General features: G+C 63.5%; 14 protein-coding genes. 3 read left to right on the top strand and 11 right to left on the bottom strand.

What is annotated here, in order from left to right; translation table 11 throughout:
• Window positions 1-63: 63 nt before the first annotated feature.
• From AC1DVS_RS25910 to AC1DVS_RS25890, 5 genes are all read right to left on the bottom strand, one after another.
• Window positions 64-1,107: an alginate lyase family protein gene (locus tag AC1DVS_RS25910; RefSeq protein WP_478027387.1), complete on the bottom strand. Its 1,044-nt coding sequence runs from the start codon at window positions 1,105-1,107 to the stop codon at window positions 64-66.
• Window positions 1,108-1,203: 96 nt separating this feature from the next.
• Window positions 1,204-4,311 (bottom strand): TonB-dependent receptor, encoded by a 3,108-nt coding sequence (locus AC1DVS_RS25905; protein WP_478027386.1) that lies wholly within the window; start codon window positions 4,309-4,311, stop codon window positions 1,204-1,206.
• A gap of 186 nt (window positions 4,312-4,497) precedes the next feature.
• Complete coding sequence (locus AC1DVS_RS25900; protein ID WP_478027385.1) at window positions 4,498-5,442, bottom strand: DUF4861 family protein; 945 nt, start codon at window positions 5,440-5,442, stop codon at window positions 4,498-4,500.
• A gap of 40 nt (window positions 5,443-5,482) precedes the next feature.
• On the bottom strand, window positions 5,483-6,322 hold the full coding sequence (gene kduI, locus AC1DVS_RS25895; RefSeq protein ID WP_478027393.1) for a 5-dehydro-4-deoxy-D-glucuronate isomerase: 840 nt from the start codon (window positions 6,320-6,322) through the stop codon (window positions 5,483-5,485).
• Window positions 6,323-6,363: 41 nt separating this feature from the next.
• A complete protein-coding gene (locus tag AC1DVS_RS25890; protein WP_478027384.1) occupies window positions 6,364-7,410 on the bottom strand; it encodes a LacI family DNA-binding transcriptional regulator in 1,047 nt (348 codons plus the stop codon).
• A gap of 169 nt (window positions 7,411-7,579) precedes the next feature.
• On the opposite strand from AC1DVS_RS25890, the gene AC1DVS_RS25885 reads away from it, so the two are divergent.
• Window positions 7,580-8,740: a glycoside hydrolase family 88/105 protein gene (locus AC1DVS_RS25885; protein WP_478027383.1), complete on the top strand. Its 1,161-nt coding sequence runs from the start codon at window positions 7,580-7,582 to the stop codon at window positions 8,738-8,740.
• Entirely contained in the window at window positions 8,737-9,999 is a 1,263-nt protein-coding gene (locus AC1DVS_RS25880; RefSeq protein ID WP_478027382.1) for an alginate lyase family protein, read from the top strand. Before AC1DVS_RS25885 ends, AC1DVS_RS25880 begins: the two co-directional genes overlap by 4 nt.
• Window positions 10,000-10,669: 670 nt before the next feature.
• On the opposite strand, the gene AC1DVS_RS25875 is transcribed toward AC1DVS_RS25880, so the two are convergent.
• Window positions 10,670-12,031 carry a glycoside hydrolase family 43 protein gene (locus AC1DVS_RS25875; protein WP_478027381.1) on the bottom strand — a complete coding sequence of 454 codons (1,362 nt, stop codon included), beginning with the start codon at window positions 12,029-12,031 and terminating at the stop codon, window positions 10,670-10,672.
• Window positions 12,032-12,520: 489 nt separating this feature from the next.
• Between AC1DVS_RS25875 and AC1DVS_RS25870 the strand changes: the two genes are divergently transcribed.
• Window positions 12,521-13,198 carry a CerR family C-terminal domain-containing protein gene (locus tag AC1DVS_RS25870; protein WP_478027380.1) on the top strand — a complete coding sequence of 226 codons (678 nt, stop codon included), beginning with the start codon at window positions 12,521-12,523 and terminating at the stop codon, window positions 13,196-13,198.
• Between the two features lie 160 nt (window positions 13,199-13,358).
• Here the strand turns inward: AC1DVS_RS25870 and AC1DVS_RS25865 are convergent, their stop codons facing one another.
• From AC1DVS_RS25865 to AC1DVS_RS25845, 5 genes are read right to left on the bottom strand one after another with little or no spacing between them, the layout of a single operon-like run.
• Complete coding sequence (locus AC1DVS_RS25865) at window positions 13,359-14,288, bottom strand: electron transfer flavoprotein subunit alpha/FixB family protein (RefSeq protein WP_478027379.1); 930 nt, start codon at window positions 14,286-14,288, stop codon at window positions 13,359-13,361.
• On the bottom strand, window positions 14,285-15,034 hold the full coding sequence (locus tag AC1DVS_RS25860; protein ID WP_478027378.1) for an electron transfer flavoprotein subunit beta/FixA family protein: 750 nt from the start codon (window positions 15,032-15,034) through the stop codon (window positions 14,285-14,287). Before AC1DVS_RS25860 ends, AC1DVS_RS25865 begins: the two co-directional genes overlap by 4 nt.
• Window positions 15,031-16,236, bottom strand: coding sequence for a beta-ketothiolase BktB (gene bktB / locus AC1DVS_RS25855; RefSeq protein WP_478027377.1), 1,206 nt, complete (start codon window positions 16,234-16,236; stop codon window positions 15,031-15,033). Before bktB ends, AC1DVS_RS25860 begins: the two co-directional genes overlap by 4 nt.
• A complete protein-coding gene (mmsB, locus tag AC1DVS_RS25850) occupies window positions 16,233-17,153 on the bottom strand; it encodes a 3-hydroxyisobutyrate dehydrogenase (protein WP_478027376.1) in 921 nt (306 codons plus the stop codon). Before mmsB ends, bktB begins: the two co-directional genes overlap by 4 nt.
• Window positions 17,116-17,892: an enoyl-CoA hydratase gene (locus tag AC1DVS_RS25845; RefSeq protein ID WP_478027375.1), complete on the bottom strand. Its 777-nt coding sequence runs from the start codon at window positions 17,890-17,892 to the stop codon at window positions 17,116-17,118. Before AC1DVS_RS25845 ends, mmsB begins: the two co-directional genes overlap by 38 nt.
• Window positions 17,893-17,901: the final 9 nt, after the last annotated feature.

The following is a 17,901-nucleotide window of genomic DNA, read 5'->3' as shown; positions in this document are numbered from 1 at the left end:
CGGGCACCAGCCCGGCACGCGAAAGTTGTCGTACAATGCGCCGGTGCTGGCCCGCTGAAGGCATCAAAAGAGGGTGATCCAGGCGGCTGGGGTGCGCCCGCTCTTCGCCGCCAGCGCTGCGGCCAGATCGGCGAAACGCGGATCAAGCAACGCAGCGATCGCGAAGGTGTCGAGCGCAGCGTCCGGCTGCCAGACATGCGGGGCATATTCCGCCTGACCCGATGCGGCGCGGTCGCGATCGAACTGGATCTTCGAATTGGCGAACTCGATATGTGTGCGCTTCCCGTCGGCGAATTGCGCGAGCCAATCGAGCGAGCGGGACAGAGTAGCGCCGCCCGGCGCGCTCCAACTGTACCAGTCCTCGCCATGCGCCCTGGCGGCCAGCGCTGCCATCATCAGCGGGTCGAGATCATAAGTGACATAATGGAGCGCGTCGCGCTCTTCGAAATCGAAGGTCGAGCCATCGGGCCTGAGGTTGATCGCGATCTGCTTGCGATAGGCGGCGCGTGCACGGTCGATCAGCTTACCGTCGCCGGTCAGGAAAGCGGCCATGGTCGCGAGTTTCACGCGGTGGCTTTGCCAATTGGTGTTGGCATGGCCCAGGCCGGGTTCATCCATCGCGTCGAGATAGCCCGCCGCCATTCGCCGCCAGAAAGCGTCGCACCGCGCCCGCACATCGGCGGGGAGATCGGCCTCGGTCAGGTCATAAGCCATCGCCAGTTGATCGAAGCCGGTCTCGTCGATCGGATTGAAACTCATCTGGTAGATGCGCGCCCAGGCATCGAGATAGCGCCCGGCCTGATCGAGGAACGCGCGGTCGCCGGTCAGCCGCCACGCCATTGCCAGATCCAGCACGATCGGCTGGTCGCGCTTCGCAACGAGGCTGATTTCGCGGATGCCCTTGCCCGGCAGCGTGCCCTCGGTGTGGAGCTGCCGGATCGCCCCCGGCGGGCGGGTGAGCGCCGCGCGAGCCCGCGCTATCGTCACCCTCGCCGCGTCGCTCTCGACCTTTCCAGCGGCAAAATGTGCGCCAAGCAGAGCATAGTCGGCCGCCGTCGGCGCCGGCTGGGCGAGCGCCATCGTGGACATGAAGAGGATCAGGAACATGGCATGCCATCCTTGTCGGGACGAGGGGGCTGCCCGACAGCGTGCGGGTTCAACCGCCGCTGTCGGGTGCCCCCCTTTAAGCGAGAGCTGCTCTTGTCAGAAGGATACGCGCAGGGTCCCCTGATAGGTTCGGCCGTCATAATCGATGCGACGCGGCAGCATCGGATCGGATTCATATTCCGATCGTGTCGCGTCGGTCAGATTGAACGCATCGAATGAAAGTGAAATGTTCTTCGTGATGTTGAGCGATGCCGAGGCATCAAGCTGGCTCCGCGCCTTGACCGTCCGGGCATCGCCCACAAAGCTGTTGCCGGCGGCCAGATCATATTTGCCGCGCCAGTTATACACGAGGCGAATGCCGAACAGCTTGGTTTCATAATAGCCGATCACGTTCACATTGTCCTTCGACACGCTCGGCAGCGTGATCGGATTGCCGGCCGTGTCCTTCCCCGAGATGCTGGTATAGGTGTAGTTCGCGGCACCGCCGAAATTCTTCAGGAAACCAGGCAGAAAATCGAAATTCTGCTGGACCGCGACCTCGACACCGCGAACCCGGATCGGCGACTGGTTGGTGACGCCGCTGATCAACACCCGGGCGTTGACCGGAGTGCCTGCCGCCCCGTTGAAGGTATTCGAGCTGATGCAGTTCGGGCCCACCACGCTCAGCGTGCCGAGACCATAATCGATTCCGTTGATCAGGCCGTTGGCCGGGCACAACACATTCTGGTCGGTGATCGGGCCGATATAGCCCTTCACATTCTTCTGATAGATCGCGACCGCGAACAGCCCGCCTTTGCGATTATACCATTCGAGCGAGAGGTCGAACGAGTCCGCGGTATAGGGTTTGATGTTGGTCGCGCCGATCGTGACATTGTAGACCGGATCGACTGGCGGGGTCAGCGCTTCGGGTATCAGGATTGACGTGATCGGGATCGTGTCGCGCGGCTGCGGGCGGACATAGGTCTTGTAATAGGCACCGCGCAGCAAGAGCTTGTCGCTCAGGTCGGCGGCGAACATCGCCGATGGCAGCAAATAGCCGTAATTCTTCTTGTAGGTGCGGTTGTCCACCCCGTGATTGACCGGACCAGTTGGGACCGACAGGGCGCTTGAGCAATTCTGGCAATTGAGCGCAACGATGGTGTTGCTCGTATGCTCATAGCGCAGGCCGGCATTGCCCCTCACCTTCATGCCAAGGAAATGGCCGTCGAACTTCACCATGCCAAAGGCCGAGAAGATATTGTTCTGGTTGGTGAAATTATTATTCCAGTAATTCGGGTCCCAGTAGTTGTTGACCAGCCCATAGGGGGTAAGGAACACCCCCGAATTTGGCGCGATCACGAACTGGCCGGGCAGGCCGTTTGGATTGGCGCTGGTCCGCGGCTGGGTATTGACCGGCGTGATCGCGCCGAGGACCTGGTTGACGTTCAGCGAACGCCATGCGGTGTCATAGCCGGGCGCGGCGCCGCCGAAAAAATCGCCGACATACGGATTCACGACTGACATAGCCGGGGTGATGTTCCCGGTGTTCGCGCCCAGCGAGGTGTTGCGCGACCCGCTCGAGGTATATTTGTTGTTCTCGTACCGCACACCGGCCTCGATGCCGGACAGGAACGAGCCTTCGAAGCTGCGCTCGACCTCGAACTGCGCCGCGTTGAGCTCGTTGAGGCCGAGGCCATTGGTGCCGGTGACGCCGAAGCGGTCACCCTGGATGGTCGCCGCCTGGCCCGGCATCGGCGCGCCGGCCTGGGTCGCCTGATTGGCTGCAGACGGCAAGGGATATCCGCCGACGGGAATATGCGATGCATTGGGCGTGTTCAGTACGATGCTGAAATTGGAAAGGTCAGTGCCGCCGGTATTGGCGGAGGCGGTGATCCCGTTGAGGCCGGCCGAACCGAGATTGCGATAGGGGTTCTCGATGATGTCGAGTTCGATCTGGTTGGCCAGCACCTGCGCCCGCGAGATTGTCCCCTGCAGGCCGATCCGCCACTGCTCGTTCTTGAACTCGGCGCTGGGCGTGATCGCCCAGGTCTTCTGCTTCGCCGGCTCGGAACGGATCGAATCATAGGTCTGCAGATTCTCGGCGGAGAAGCTGTTGATATAGGCCCGCGGACCAGTTGCGGTCTGGACCACATAGGGCGTCCCGAGGCTGGTGAAATGCGCCACCGCCGAGGTTGCGCTCAGCGCGGTGTTGGTGTTGTTGCCGGCAGAGGTGTCGACATATTGGAGCTGATTGGTGCCTTCCGATAGGTTGCGCTCGGTGTAGAAGCCGGTGACGCCGATCTTCAGACTATCCGACGCCTGCCATTCGAAACCGCTGGCACCGGTCAGCAAATGGCCTTTGTTGAACCGGACGAACTGGCGGATCTGGCTCGGATAATAGACCCCGCCCGGATATTGCGCGACGAGCGCGTCATAGACTGGATTGGCGCCCGGCACCTTCTGATTGCCGACCTGAATTGACCCCAGCTTGTTGGCCCAGGTGTTGACCGAGATCGAATCCCGGCGGAACTTCTCTTCCTTATAGGCGAGCACGCCGAACACAGCGAAGTTATCGGTGATATGGGCGTTATAGCCGCCCGAGAAACTGGGGCTGCCGAGGCCGCCCAGATCGTCATATTCGTACGATGCCTTCACATAACCGCCGGCCTTGCGCGACAGGGCCGAGGCGATCCGCAAATCGATATTCCCCGACAGGCCGCCAGCGAGATCGGACGCGTCAGGCGACTTGATCACGGTGATCGAGGTGAAGATATCGGAATTGAAGGCGCCGAGCGGAGTCGAGGCGGTGTTGGTTGCGCTCGACAGGATGGGGTCGGCAAAGCCCACCCCGTTGAGGGTAGTGCGGGCGAACGTACCGGGCAGGCCGCGCAGGCTGATCGTCGCGTTGCGGGAATCGGCTTCGCGGTTGATCTGCACGCCGGGCAGGCGTTGGATCGCCTCGCCGACGTTCAGGTCGGGGAAACGACCGAGGCCGTCGGACGAGATCGAATCCGTGACCTGCGCCGAATCCCGCTTGGTTCTGAGGGCGTCGGCATAGGACTGGCGGAAGCCCGTGACGACGATATCGGCCTGCGCCTTCCCCGCGTCATCCGCCGTTCCGGGCCCGCTCGGCGGAGTGGAAGCGGGCGTCTCCTGTGCCCAGGCCGGCATCGTAACCAGAAGAGCGCAAACCGCCGCACCCGTGTGCAAACCAAGCTTCTTCATGACAATCCCCTCTATTGCCCGGATGCTTTCTGCTCGACTCGCGCGAACATGCTGCCACCGGTGTCAACCTCTAGTCATGGCAAAAGGAGAGACCTGTCAACAGGAATCGCTCAATATGTATGACAACTCTAAAAATTTGTATGACAACGTGGCCGTTGCGCTGCACTCGCTACGTCCAGTGCGGTTTCAGCGATGCGACGCGTCGAAGTCGGGTTTCTGTCCGGCGACATAGGCGTCCCATTCGGCCCGGCTGTGGAAGTCCAGGCCCTTGTCCCACGTACCACCCATATAATAGACGAAGGGGACGCCGGGCTGGACGCGTACCAGCACCAGATAATTGTCATAATCCTCAGTCACGCCGACCAGCGCCTTTGGATCGACCATGAGCGCGACCGCCATCGTCCCGGCGGTAGGGTCAGTCGGGCCCCACCAGGAAACGCGGCCGGTCGATTTGTCGGCCGTGAGGGTGCCGAGCTTCTCCTCACTTGTGGGCCGCTTGCTGATGCCGATGCCGACGACGAGCGGATCGGGCCGGTCCGACCGGATCGTCGATACCATGCGGGTGAAGTTGGTACCTGCCGGCAGCGTGAAGCGGCGGGTCTCCCATACTTTGCGCACGACATCGACCGGCCAGGGATCATATTGGACCTCGAACGACGCGACGTTCGGACCATTTTGCATTATCCTGGGGCGGACATAGTTGCGCGAGACCCATAATTTGTTGTCGAGCCAGATGCCGAGCCCACCGGCGCCCCGCGCGGTGTGGACATTGTAGAAGTCGAGGCCCTCGCCATGGTAATCATGCTGGCGCCCGGTGTGCAGCTGCCGCTCCATGAAGGGCCACCGGACATTCTTCGCCCAGATATCGATGCCCGAGCTCGACGGCGGTTCATTGGCCTCGAGCGCGCGGCCATAGATGCGGTGGGCGACGCGGTCATTCTCCCAGAGGATGTCGTCAAAGCGATAGGGGGCCAGCGCAACCGCCGCGCGGCGCTCGCGCTCGGCGGCGCTGGGCGGCGGCATGGTCGACGTGGCGGCGGGTGTGGCCGCGACCGGAGACGTGTCCTGCGCCGCCGCCAGGCTGGTCGTCGTCAGCGCCAGAAGCACTGCCAGAGTGGATAGGGTCCTCATCACGCTCTCCCTTATCTATCTTCGTTGCACCGCCGTGCGGCTATTGGAGCTGGCAGATATCCAGCACTTTCATGTCGGTATAATCCTGGTTCTCGCCCGCCATGGCCCAGATAAAGGCATAGGCCTTGGTGCCCGAGCCCATATGGATCGACCAGGGCGGGCTGATCACCGCTTCCTCGTTGCCGACGACGATGTGCCGCATCGCCTCGCCTTCGCCCATGAAGTGCATGACGCGGTCGTTCGGCCCGTCGAGCTCGAAGTAGAAATAGATCTCGCTGCGGCGCTCATGGATATGCGGCGGCATCGTGTTCCAGACGCTGCCGGGCTTGAGCACCGTAAGGCCCATCACCAGCTGCGCTGAATCGCACACGCCGGGAATGACGAGCTGGAAGATCGTCCGCTCGTTCGATTCCTCGAGGCTGCCACGCTCGAGCGCATTGGCGTCCGCGATCGACAGCTTGCGCGTGGTGAAGCCCTTATGCGCCGGACAGGAAGCGAGATAGAAACGCGCACCGGCGCCGGAGAAGGTTACGTCCTTCGCGCCCATGGTGACGTAGAGGCAGTCCCTGTTGCCAAGCGTGAAGCTCTCGCCGTCCACCAGCACAGTGCCGTCCGTCCTGCCGACATTGACGATCGCCAGTTCGCGGCGTTCGAGGAACGGATGGCCGACAGCCGATGCGGGCTCGGTCTGGTCGGGCAGCCTGACTGGCGCATCCGCCACCTCGACGCCACCGATCACGAACCGGTCGGCATGCGTATAGTTCAGCACGCATTCGCCCGCGCGGAACAGGTCCTGGATCAGATAGCGATCGCGCAACTCGTCGTTCGAGACGCACTCCATCATGTCGGGATGGGTCGCGTAATAGGTCCGGTCGAACATGGGCTTCTCCGATGGGTGGAGCGGCACGGGCCGCGGCAGGTTCATGGGGCTTCTCCGCCCACTGCATGTGCCGGCCGGGCGACCGAGGCGCGGCGGATCAATTTCGAGAGGAACAGCGATGGTTCCTCCGCCCCGCCATCGTCATCGGACGTTCCAGCCAGAAGCTTCAGGGCCGCCGCGCGCGCCATCGAGGCAATCGGCCAGCGTACCGTCGTCAGCGGCGGCCAGACATGGCCCGCAATGACGGTATCGTCGAAACCGATGACCGACAGATCCTGCGGCACGGAAAGGTTACGTTGTCGCGCGGCGTGGAGAACGCCAGCGGCCATCTCGTCGTTCGAGGCGAAGATCGCGGTCGGCATCGGCACCTGATCGAGCAGGCGGTTGCCCGCCTCGACGCCTGATCCGAAGCGGTAGTCGCCGCTTGCGACCAGCGCGCGCGGCAGCTTGATCCCGGCGGCCGCAAGCGCCGTCTCGAAGCCGCGCCGCCGCTCCTGCGCAGAGCGGAAGCCAGGCGGCCCGGTCACCAGTCCGATGCGGCGATGGCCCTGCTCGATCAGGTAGCCAGTCGCCTCGGTGACCGCTTCAGCGTCGTTCGACGCGACTGAATGGGCATCGTCGTCGAGCCTTGCCGAGCCCATGCGAACATAGCGGCAGCCAAGCGAGCGGCAGAGCCGGGCAAGATCGTCATTCTCGGATATCGGCGGCAACAGCAGCACGCCGAAGAGCCGGTGGCATTCGAGGAAACGGCGCACATCGTCGAACATCGCCGGCGAACCGCGATCGACCGGCCGCACGACCAACGCGAACTCGGTGTCGCGGATGGCCTCGAGGATGCCGTGCTCGACCCCAAGCACCATCTGGGCGTTGGGATTGTCGTGAATCAGGCCGATCAGGAAGTTGCGCCGCAGCGCCAGCCCGCGCGCCTGCGGGTTGGGAATATAGCCGAGCTCGCCGATCACCGCCTCGACCCGGCGACGTGTCCTCTCGCTCAACACTGGCGAGCGATTGATCACCCGGCTCACCGTCTTTTTCGAGACACCGGCCAGCCGCGCGACGTCGTTGATGGTGGGATTAGCCTCGGGCATGACTGGTTACGATCGCCAACTCACGCTCCCCCTTTTCAAACTTGTCATACAACCTGATTGACAGAGCCACGGAAAAAGGAAAGATGATTCTGCATCGGCGCTGCAAAAACGCGATCGATCAGAAAGAGGAGCCCGTGGTCGAAATGTTCACCGCCGGAAGACCATGCCCGTGATCCTTCCCCTCGCAGCACCGGTCGCAATCGCAGCACCGGCGCCCGCCGAAAGCCGGTTGCCGCGGCCTGCCGATATTCTCGCCACCACGCGCCGGGTCGCTGACTGGCAACTCGCGCACCGGGACAGCTTCGATCGAATGCCATCGGCCAGCGGAGCCACGCGCGACCCACGCGGATGGCAGCAGGCGACCTTCTGGGTCGCCCTCACCGCGCTCGCCGACCGGACTCGCGATCCGCGCTACGCCGCCGCGATCCTTGATGTTGGGCGGCGCGCGGGCTGGCGGCTTGGCGACCGGCCTTTTCATGCCGACGATCAGTTGATCGCCACGGCCTGGCTATGGGCCGCCCGGCACGGCGCCGGGCAAGCAGCGATCACGCCGATGCGCGCCTATTTCGATCACGTGCTAACCAATCGGCCGAAGAACGCGCTGCTTTTCACGGCTCCGGCGGGACCCGGCGATCCACCCTGCACGACGAGATGGTGCTGGTGTGACGCCTTGTTCATGGCGCCGCCAAGCCTGATCGCCCTGACTCGCGCGACCGGCGACACGCGCTACGCCGCCTTCGCGCACGACGAATATCGCGCCACCACCGCCTATCTCTACGACCCGGCCGAACATCTCTACTTCCGCGACAGCCGCTTCTTTGAACGTCGCGATGCCGGCGGGCGCAAGCTGTTCTGGAGCCGCGGCAATGGCTGGGTGATGGCCGGGCTGATGCGGATCATCCCCCAGCTCGACCGCAGCGATCCGGCCCGGGACTTTTATGTCCGACTGTTCCGCGAGATGGCGGCCCGGATCGTGACGCTGCAGAAGGCGGATGGCTATTGGGCGCCGTCGCTCCTCGACGCCGGGCCGGATACCCAGCCAGAATCGAGCGGCACCGGCTTCTTCGTCGCGGCACTCGCCTGGGGTGTGGACACCGGCCTGCTAGACAACGCGACCTATCGCCCCGCCGCCATTCGCGGCTGGGCTGCGTTGCAGCGGGCGGTCCAGCCGGACGGTATGATCGGTTGGGTGCAGCAGGTCAGCGACCGCCCGGATTCAGTCTCGCAGATCGACACCCAATATTATGGCGCCGGGGCTTTTCTGCTTGCTGGCAGTGCCCTTTATGATCTCTCCCGACATGATCTGTCACGACACCGGGCGAGCCGATGAAGCACTCCATCCTCGCCGTCGTGCTCGCCGCCCCCATAATCCTCGCGCAGAGCCAGCCGCCCGAGTTGGGCGGCCCGGCCGGCCGACCTTCCGCCCAGGCATGCCACAGCGTTGACGGCTATGCGCGTGCCTTTGGCGAGCGGCGCACCTTCTTCCTCAAGCCCGACCAGCTCATCCCGATCAAGGCGGTGCGCGATACCGATCCGGCCGTCAGGACTGCCTATGCGGCACTGATCGCGCGCGCCGACGCGGCGCTCGCACGCAAGCCGGGATCGGTGATGGACAAGACGACGGTCCCCCTGTCGGGCGATCGCCATGACTATATGAGCATAGCACCCTATTGGTGGCCCGACCCGACCAATCCCGCCGGCCCCTATGTGCGGCACGACGGCGAGATCAATCCGCAGCGCGACACCAATGCCTATGACCGGACTGCGATCGGCCGGATGAGCGACGATGCCCAGACCCTGGCGCTGGCCTATTATTACAGTGACGACCCGCGTTACGCGCGGAAAGCTGCCGAAGTCATCAGAACATGGTTCCTCGACCCGGCGACCGCGATGAACCCCAACGCCATATTCGCGCAGGCCGTGCCGGGGCGGGAAAACGGCCGGGCGGAAGGCGTGCTCGACACTAATTCTTTCCAGCCGGTGATCGACGCGGTCGGCCTGATCGGCCCATCGGGTGCGCTCGCTCCGGCCGAGGTCGCCAAGCTTGAGGGTTGGTTCGGCCATTACGTCGACTGGATGCTCGAAAGCCCCACCGGGCGCGCAGAGAATGCGGCGACGAACAATCACGGCATCTGGTTCGACAGCCAGATCACGCAATATGCGCTGTTCGCCCGTCGCCCCGAGATCGCGCGCAAGACCATCCTCGCCTTTCCGGAGCGGCGTATCGCCAGCCAGTTCGACCCATCGGGGTCACTGCCCGGCGAACTCACCCGAACGCGCAGTTTCCATTACTCGATCTTCGCCCTCGAGCCGGCTTATGATGTCGCGGAGATGGCCTCCTGTGTCGGGGTCGATCTCTGGCACTATTCCGACGCCAACGGCCGCAGCCTGCGCAAGGCGACTGATTTCCTCGCCGCCTATCGCGGTCGACAGACGGACTGGCCGCATCAGGAACTGAAATGGCCGGCGGGCGAGCTGGACGAACTGCTGACCCGCGCCGATTGGGCATGGGGCCCGGGGCGCTATCCCCGGTCCGATGCCGGGACGCTCGCCTTGCGCTATGTCGTTCATCCGCCGCATCCGCGTTGATTTCCCACCGACGGAGCCTTTTCGCCGAGCAGTGCATGGTCGAGTTCAAGAGGTCACAGCATTTCGAGCGCGACGGACCGTCGCGTCGCCGGAAACGCAGCGTCAAGCTGCGCCAGTATCCCGGGATGGCGCACAACGTCAGCCGCTGCCCGATTCCCCCGAACGTGYGAGACATGCCCAGCCTTTGGAATCGAGATCTGATTTGGTTACCGCAGCGTCCAGGCGAGGGCCAACTGGGCAGGCGTCAGGCCGAGCTCAGACGCAATGAGGGCAAAAAGTCGATCCCAGTGGACCAGCGGGGACCCCTGTGGAGGGCCCCGTGGCGGAGAGGGTGGGATTCGAACTAAGGGCGTAAGCCCTTGTTCTTCCCAGCCTTCCGATCGACGGATTCGCCGTGGTACCACGAAATGTACCACAGAAAAATTCCGCCCAAAAACCGAGGCTTGTCGCCTCAGTTCGACTCCGTGCGCCTCTATCGAACCCACGGTACATGGTCAAGCGGAGGGCGACCGAAGTGAGGTCCGTCGGGACGTGCTGAAGCCGCCTCAAACGCGGCGCTTCTTGCCCTCGAAGCCGTGCTTTAACCTCCCGCGCTATCGTGGCGAGCTGGACGGAGAGCGAAGGCGAGAATGCGCTCAGGACGTGGAAAACACCAGCGGTCAGCTTCGTGTCACCTTGCGAACGTCCATTTGTCAAAATTGAACAAAGGCTGCTCTCCTCTTCCGTGAAAAACGAGAAACAGATCATGCGTTCCGGTCGCACCGGATACCGGAGCCGCTATCGTCCGCCAATCGTCGTCCCCCCCGGTAGGAGGGACCGGCAGCGTGCCGATGAGCGGGCCGTCCGCCTTGTCCAGGTGCAGCTCGATCTGGCTCGACCCTGCAATGCTGGCCACGGTCGCGCTGAAGCTCGCAGCGCCGGGCGTGCCGAAGGCGACGCCAGCAATCTTGATGTAGCTCAGATCCGTGATCCGCGTGACATATATGCCGACCTTTTCACTCTTGTCGGTAGTCACGCCTGGAGCCCAGTAAAATGGTCGATCGCGGTCGCGCTTGATCCGCGAGGTCCACGCGATCGTCTCCGCCTCCACTGGCCTGTAGGGGTTCAGTGTCCCGATCTGCGGCGCCTTCGTCCGGTCCCACCAGCCGAGGTTGGGTATCGTCCCGTCCGGATTATAGTCGAACTTCGCGACGGTGACCGATCGCCGTTCGTGATGGATCGGCGTAATCGCGAAATTCAGCTCGTAGTTGAACCCGAACACATAGGATCCGCCCTTGTAGTCGATGATGCCCGGATGGTTCCCGGTCGACGACGGATTATGATCCATGATCTGGCCCTTATAGGTCCACGGCCCGGTCGCGCGGTCGCTCATCGCGTAGCCGATCCCTTCGGAGCAGCAGGTCGAGGCGAAGGCCATGTAATGTTTGCCCTGGCGCTTATAGAACCAGGGGCCCTCCTGATAATCGCTGATCCGCGGTTCGATCTTCGTCGGCTCGCCCGGATAGGAAATCATGTCCTTGTTGAGTTTGACGTACCAGAGGTTCGGATTGCCCCAGTACAGATAGGCTTGGCCATCATCGTCGATCGCCACGGTCGGGTCGAAAAAGCCCTCGGCGGGGCCGACCAGCGGGTGGCCCAGCGCATCCTTGAACGGGCCTTCGGGGCGATCGGCCACCGCCACCGCGATGACGTTATTGGGGCTGCCGGCCACGCTGATCGGCGCATAGAGATAGAATTTGCCGCCCCGCGCGATCACCTGGGGCGCCCACGCATCGTTGGATTGCACCGCCCAGGGGAATGTCTTGAGTGACGCGACCGCGCCATGGTCGGTCCAGTTCACCATGTCCGTTGACGCGTAGAGCCGCCAGTCGACCATCTTGAAACCTGTGGCGTCGTCCTCGTCGTGGCTCGTGTAGAGGAAGACAGTCCCATCGTAGACCATCGGTGCCGGATCCGCCGTGAAGCGGGTCTGTATGATGGGTTCGCTCGCAAGAGCAGGCGCGCAGACTCCGACTAGAGCGGCTGCGGTCATGACTCGCCGCACACGTCCCATCACTTTCATCCAGTCCTCCAAAGCCGGCGCCGCTGGCCTTTGTCGCCGCTGCCGCAATCAGATGGCCCGTTATTTTGTCTGAGTTATAAGGGCAAGCCTCGTCGGCACGTCAATCGCGGTCCGGCGGTTTGTCGCTGGCCGCTATTTAGATCCGGCTCGCCATCGCGACGTCAATCATCGACACCGCCGATGGACGAAGCCTATCCTGAGCTTTATCTTGCCTTCGTAAATGGGCTCCTCCCGGTCGCCTTTTCCATCATCCCCACTCTCCAATCGCCCTCCCATTCCAACCTCGAAGTTCACACTGTTGCGGACCGAGGAATTCTGGCCGAGATTTCACGGTTAAAGGTCTCGATTTATTTGGTTGAATGAAAGAACACTCGAAGCCAACACGGTAATCGCTCACGTGCTTTTCTCGACGCTATTCGGCCGCTTGATAGTGATTATCGGAACGTCGCCAGTGCCTTTGTGCCGTGTCTTGTGCCGCGCGGCGCGACAAATTATTCGCCGCTCGTGCTCCAGCAACGCCTTCTCGACATCGCGATTCGCGAATTCGGCCGAAAGGGCTTGAATGGGGCGAGCACGCGCGAGATCGCCGCCGCCGCTGAAACCGCCATGTCCTCGATCACCTACCATTATGGCGGCAAGAAAGGGCTGTACCTTGCAGCGGCGGACCACATCGCCGCGCAGATGGGCCAGTATATGGCCGGCGCGCTGAACCTTGGCCAGATACCGACCACTCCTGCGGAGGCGCGCGCCCTTATTCACGACATCCTCGGGGCATTCGCGACCAAGATGGCTGGCGACGAGAATTCAGATTGGTCGTTGTTCATCGCGCGTGAGCAAACTAGCCCGACGGAGGCGTTCGACCGCATTTATGGCGGTTTGATGGGACAGATGACGGAACGTCTCGTCGAACTGGTCCGCATCGCGACCGACCGGCGTGACGCGCATACGGCGCAGATCGCCGCGATCACGCTGTTTGGGCAGGTTATCGTCATCCGCGCATCGCGCGCTTCGTGCCTGAAGCTTCTGCGTTGCGACCGGATCGAACCTCGGACGCTTGCGATTTTCAACGCGCGGATTGTCGCCAACACGGATGCCATTCTCGACCGGCTGATCGTCGAGCGCCAGGCGCTTCCCTGAGCAATAAGCAGCCCAGGACAAAGACTGCGCTCTGTCAGACACTATGGCAAAAGGCGTCCCAATCCTCCATCGGGCGGCGGCTTTTCGAGCAGCGTTCCGCGGCGATGCCTTCCCGCTCGCGACCCGGCGTTAATGATCGGGCGGATATCAGAAGCTGTCCCTAGAGCTTTTCGGTGAGCTCCGGCACGATCTTGAACAGGTCGCCGACCAGGCCGATGTCAGCCACCTGGAAGATCGGGGCGTCCTCGTCCTTGTTGATCGCGATGATCGTCTTGGAATCCTTCATGCCAGCGAGATGCTGGATCGCGCCGGAGATGCCGACCGCGATATAGACTTCGGGGGCGACGATCTTGCCGGTCTGGCCGACCTGATAATCGTTCGGGACATAGCCAGCGTCCACAGCGGCGCGGCTCGCGCCGACACCAGCGCCGAACTTGTCGGCGAGCGGCTCGATGATCGAGTGGAAGTTCTCGCTGTTCTGGAGCGCACGGCCGCCCGAGACGATGATCTTGGCCGAGGTGAGCTCAGGGCGTTCGGACTTGGCGATCTCCGAGCCGGCAAAGGTCGAGAGGCCTTTGTCGCCGGTCGCAGCGACCTTCTCGATGGTGCCGGAGCCGCCGCTCGTCGCCGCCTTTTCGAAGGCGGTACCGCGCACGGTGATGACCAGCTTGGCGTCCTTGGTCTGGACGGTCGCGATCGCGTTGCCGGCATAGATCGGGCGCGTGAAGGTGTCGGCGCTCTCCACCGAGAGGATATCGCTGATCTGCATCACGTTGAGCAATGCGGCGACACGCGGCGCGATGTTCTTGCCGTTCGAGGTTGCCGGGAACAGCACCGCATCGTGATGGCCCATCAGCTCGACGACCAGCGGCGCGACATTCTCGGCCAGCGCATGCGCATAGGCAGTATCATCAGCGACATGGACCTTGCCGACGCCGGCGATCTGCGCTGCCTCGGCGGCAACGCTGTCGACGCCCTGGCCAGCGACGAGGAGATGGACCTCGCCGAGCTTCGACGCAGCGGTGACCACTGCGAGCGTTGCGTCCTTGACGGCCTTGCCGTCATGTTCGACCCAGACGAGCGTCTTCATTTCGCGACTCCCATCGCCTTGAGTTTCTCGACCAGCGCATCGACATCGGCGACCTTGACGCCAGCAGTGCGCTTGGCGGGCTCGACAACCTTGAGGGTGGTGTGGCGCGGTGCGACATCGACGCCGTAATCGGCGGGCGTCTTCTGCGCCATCGGCTTCGATTTCGCCTTCATGATGTTCGGCAGCGAGGCATAGCGCGGCTCGTTCAGGCGGAGATCGGTTGTGACGATCGCCGGGAGTTTCAGATCCTCGGTCTCGGAGCCGCCATCGACTTCGCGCGTCACCTTGGCGACACCGTCGGCGACGACCACGGCGCTCGCGAAGGTGCCCTGGCCCCAGCCGAGCAGGCCGGCGAGCATCTGGCCAGTCTGGTTGTTGTCGTCGTCGATCGCCTGCTTGCCGAGGATGATCAGATCGGGCTTTTCCTCGTCGGCGATCTTCGCGAGCAGCTTGGCGACGCCGAGCGGCTCGACCTTCTCCTCCGAAACAACCAGGATAGCGCGGTCGGCTCCCATGGCGAGTGCGGTGCGGAGGGTTTCCTGGGCTTTCTGCTCGCCGATCGAGACAGCGACGATCTCGGTGACCACGCCCTTTTCCTTCAGGCGAATGGCTTCCTCGACCGCGATCTCGTCGAACGGGTTCATGCTCATCTTGACGTTGGCAAGATCCACGCCCGTGCCGTCCGCCTTCACGCGGGGCTTCACATTGTAATCAAGCACCCGCTTGATCGGCACCATCACTCTCATGCGTGTCCTTCCACTTCAGACTCAAAAATTCGCTCAATGACGAGCGCGATCCCCTGCCCGCCGCCGATGCACATCGTGACGAGCCCGTAGCGCCCGCCACTGCGCTCCAGTTCCGCCAGCAGCTTGACCGTCAGAATAGCGCCCGTGGCTCCGACAGGATGGCCGAGCGAGATGCCGCTGCCGTTGATGTTGGTCCGCTCGGGATCGAAATCGAGACTCTTCGCGACCGCGCATGCCTGGGCCGCAAATGCCTCGTTGGACTCGATCACATCGATCTGGTCGAGCGTAAGGCCGGCACGCTCGAGTGCGATCGGAACTGCCTCGATCGGTCCAAGGCCCATCAATGCCGGTTCGACACCCGCATGTCCCCAGGCGAGGATGCGCGCCAGCGCCTTGAGACCCGAGGAGGCCGCTGCCGTTTCCGAGGCGAGCACGAGTGCCGCCGCGCCATCGTTGACGCCCGAGGCATTGCCCGCCGTGACGGTACCATCCTTGCGGAAGGCGGCGCGCAGTTTTGCCATGTCCGCGGCGGACACATCGGCGCGGACATGCTCGTCGGTATCGAAGGCGGCGGTACCGCCGCGCACCTTGATCTCGACCGAGACGATCTGGTCCTTGAATCGCCCCTCTGCGATCGCGCGTGCGGCACGGCGATGGCTTTCGGCAGCCGCAGCATCCTGCTCCTCGCGCGTGATACCGTGCCTGTCGGCGATATTCTCGGCGGTGATGCCCATATGATAGCCGTCAATCGGATCGCTCAACGTGGTGGTGAGCGCATCGAGCATCGCGATGTCGCCCATCTTCTGGCCAAAGCGCGCGCTCGAGACATAATGCKGTGCCCGGCTCATGCTCTCTGCGCCGCCGGCGACCGCATAGTCGCACTCACCGAGCCGGATCATCTGGGCCGCCGAAATGATCGCCTGAACTGCCGATCCGCACAGGCGATTGAGTGTCAGCGCCGGCGTCGATACCGGGATTCCAGACTGCAATGCAGCGACGCGCGCCAGATAGGCGTCCTGCGGAATGGTCTGGATGACCTGGCCCATCACGACATGCTCGACCTGAGCTGGTGCAATGCCGGCGCGGTCGATCGCGGCGCGAATGACGATCTCGCCCAGGCGTGCGGGAGGCACATCCTTGAGGCTGCCGCCGAAAGCGCCGATCGCGGTGCGGGCGCCGGCGAGAATGACGACGCCCGTCACTTGCGCGCCAAAGGCAGGATGATCGCGGAGAAATCGAGCCCGCCCTGCCCTTGCGCGGCGAACTTCTCGTAGAGCTCGGCGGCCTTCGCGCCCATCGGCGTATCGGCATTGACCTGGGCTGCCGCCTCCATCGCGAGGCGCAGGTCCTTGAGCATCAGCAGTGTCGCAAAGCCGCCCTGATAATCATGATCGGCTGGCGTTTCCGGCCCGACGCCGGGGAGTGGGGCGTAGCTCGTCATCGACCAGCTCTGGCCTGACGAAACCGACGCGATGTCGTAGAATTTCTGCGGATCGAGCCCGAGTTTCTTCGCCAGCAGGAACGCCTCGCAGGTCGCGACCATGGTCGCGCCGAGCAGCATGTTGTTGGCGATCTTCGCGGTCTGGCCGGTGCCGCTAGCACCGGCATAGATCACTGCCTTGCCCATGACGGCAAGGAACGGCTCGGCCCTGCCGAAGCCCTCCGCGCTGCCGCCGACCATGAAGGTGAGCGTGCCGGCATTGGCGGCGCCGATGCCGCCGGAGACCGGCGCGTCGACCGCCACAATGCCCTTGGCGAGCGCCGCTTCGGCAACCCGCTTGGCGGTGGCGACGTCGATCGTCGAACAGTCGATCAGGATCGCCGACGTCGGCGCGGCACCGAACAGGCTTTCGGTATAGACCTGTTCGACATGCTTGCCGGCCGGCAGCATCGTGATGATCGCTTCGGCGCCCTCAGCGGCTTCGTCCGCGCTGGCGACGGGGAGGCAGCCGGCCTCCTTCGCGCGATCGAGCGCCTCGGCGGAGAGATCGAAGGCGCGGACATCATGCCCCTTCTTCGCGAGGTTCGCGGCCATGCCGCCGCCCATATTGCCGAGACCGATAAATCCGACGCGTGCCATGTTATTTCCCCGTCCACTTTCCCGGCCGCTTCTCGACAAAGGCGGCCATGCCTTCCTTCTGGTCTTCAGTRCCGAACATGCCGTGGAACAGCCGGCGTTCGAACTGCACGCCCATGGCGAGACCAGTTTCGAAGGCGGCGTTGACCATCTCCTTGTTCGCCAGCACGGCGAGCGGTGCCATCGATGCGATCGTGGCGGCAGTCTTCACCGCTTCCTCGATCAGATCGGCGGCGGGGATGATGCGGCTGACAAGGCCGCTGCGTTCAGCTTCCTCGGCGTTCATCATCCGGCCGGTCAGGCACATCTCCATCGCCTTGGCCTTGCCGACCGCGCGCGTGAGCCGCTGCGAGCCGCCCATGCCGGGCGTGACCGCGAGCTTGATCTCGGGCTGGCCGAACTTCGCCGTATCCGCCGCGAGGATGAAGTCGCACATCATCGCGACCTCGCAACCGCCGCCGAGCGCGAAGCCCGCGACCGCGGCGATGATCGGCTTGCGCGTCGCGGCGAAGCGGTCCCAGCCGGCGAAGAAATCATGGCCGTACATGTCGGCAAAGCCCTGCGCCTGCATCTCCTTGATGTCGGCACCGGCGGCAAAGGCCTTTTCGCTGCCGGTGAGTACGGCGCAGCCTTGTGACGGGTCGGCGTCGAACGCGGCGACCGCGGCGAGCAGATCGGCCAGGATCTGGCTGTTGAGCGCGTTCAGCGCCTGGGGCCGGTTGAGCATGATCAGCGTGACCGCGCCGCGCTGCTCGACCAGGATGGTTTCGTAATCTGCCATTGGGAGTCC

Source organism: Sphingomonas sp. P3_C5, from assembly GCF_056402635.1.
The sequence above is the reverse complement of the archived record's forward strand: the minus strand, read 5'-3'. Positions and strand labels throughout refer to the sequence as shown.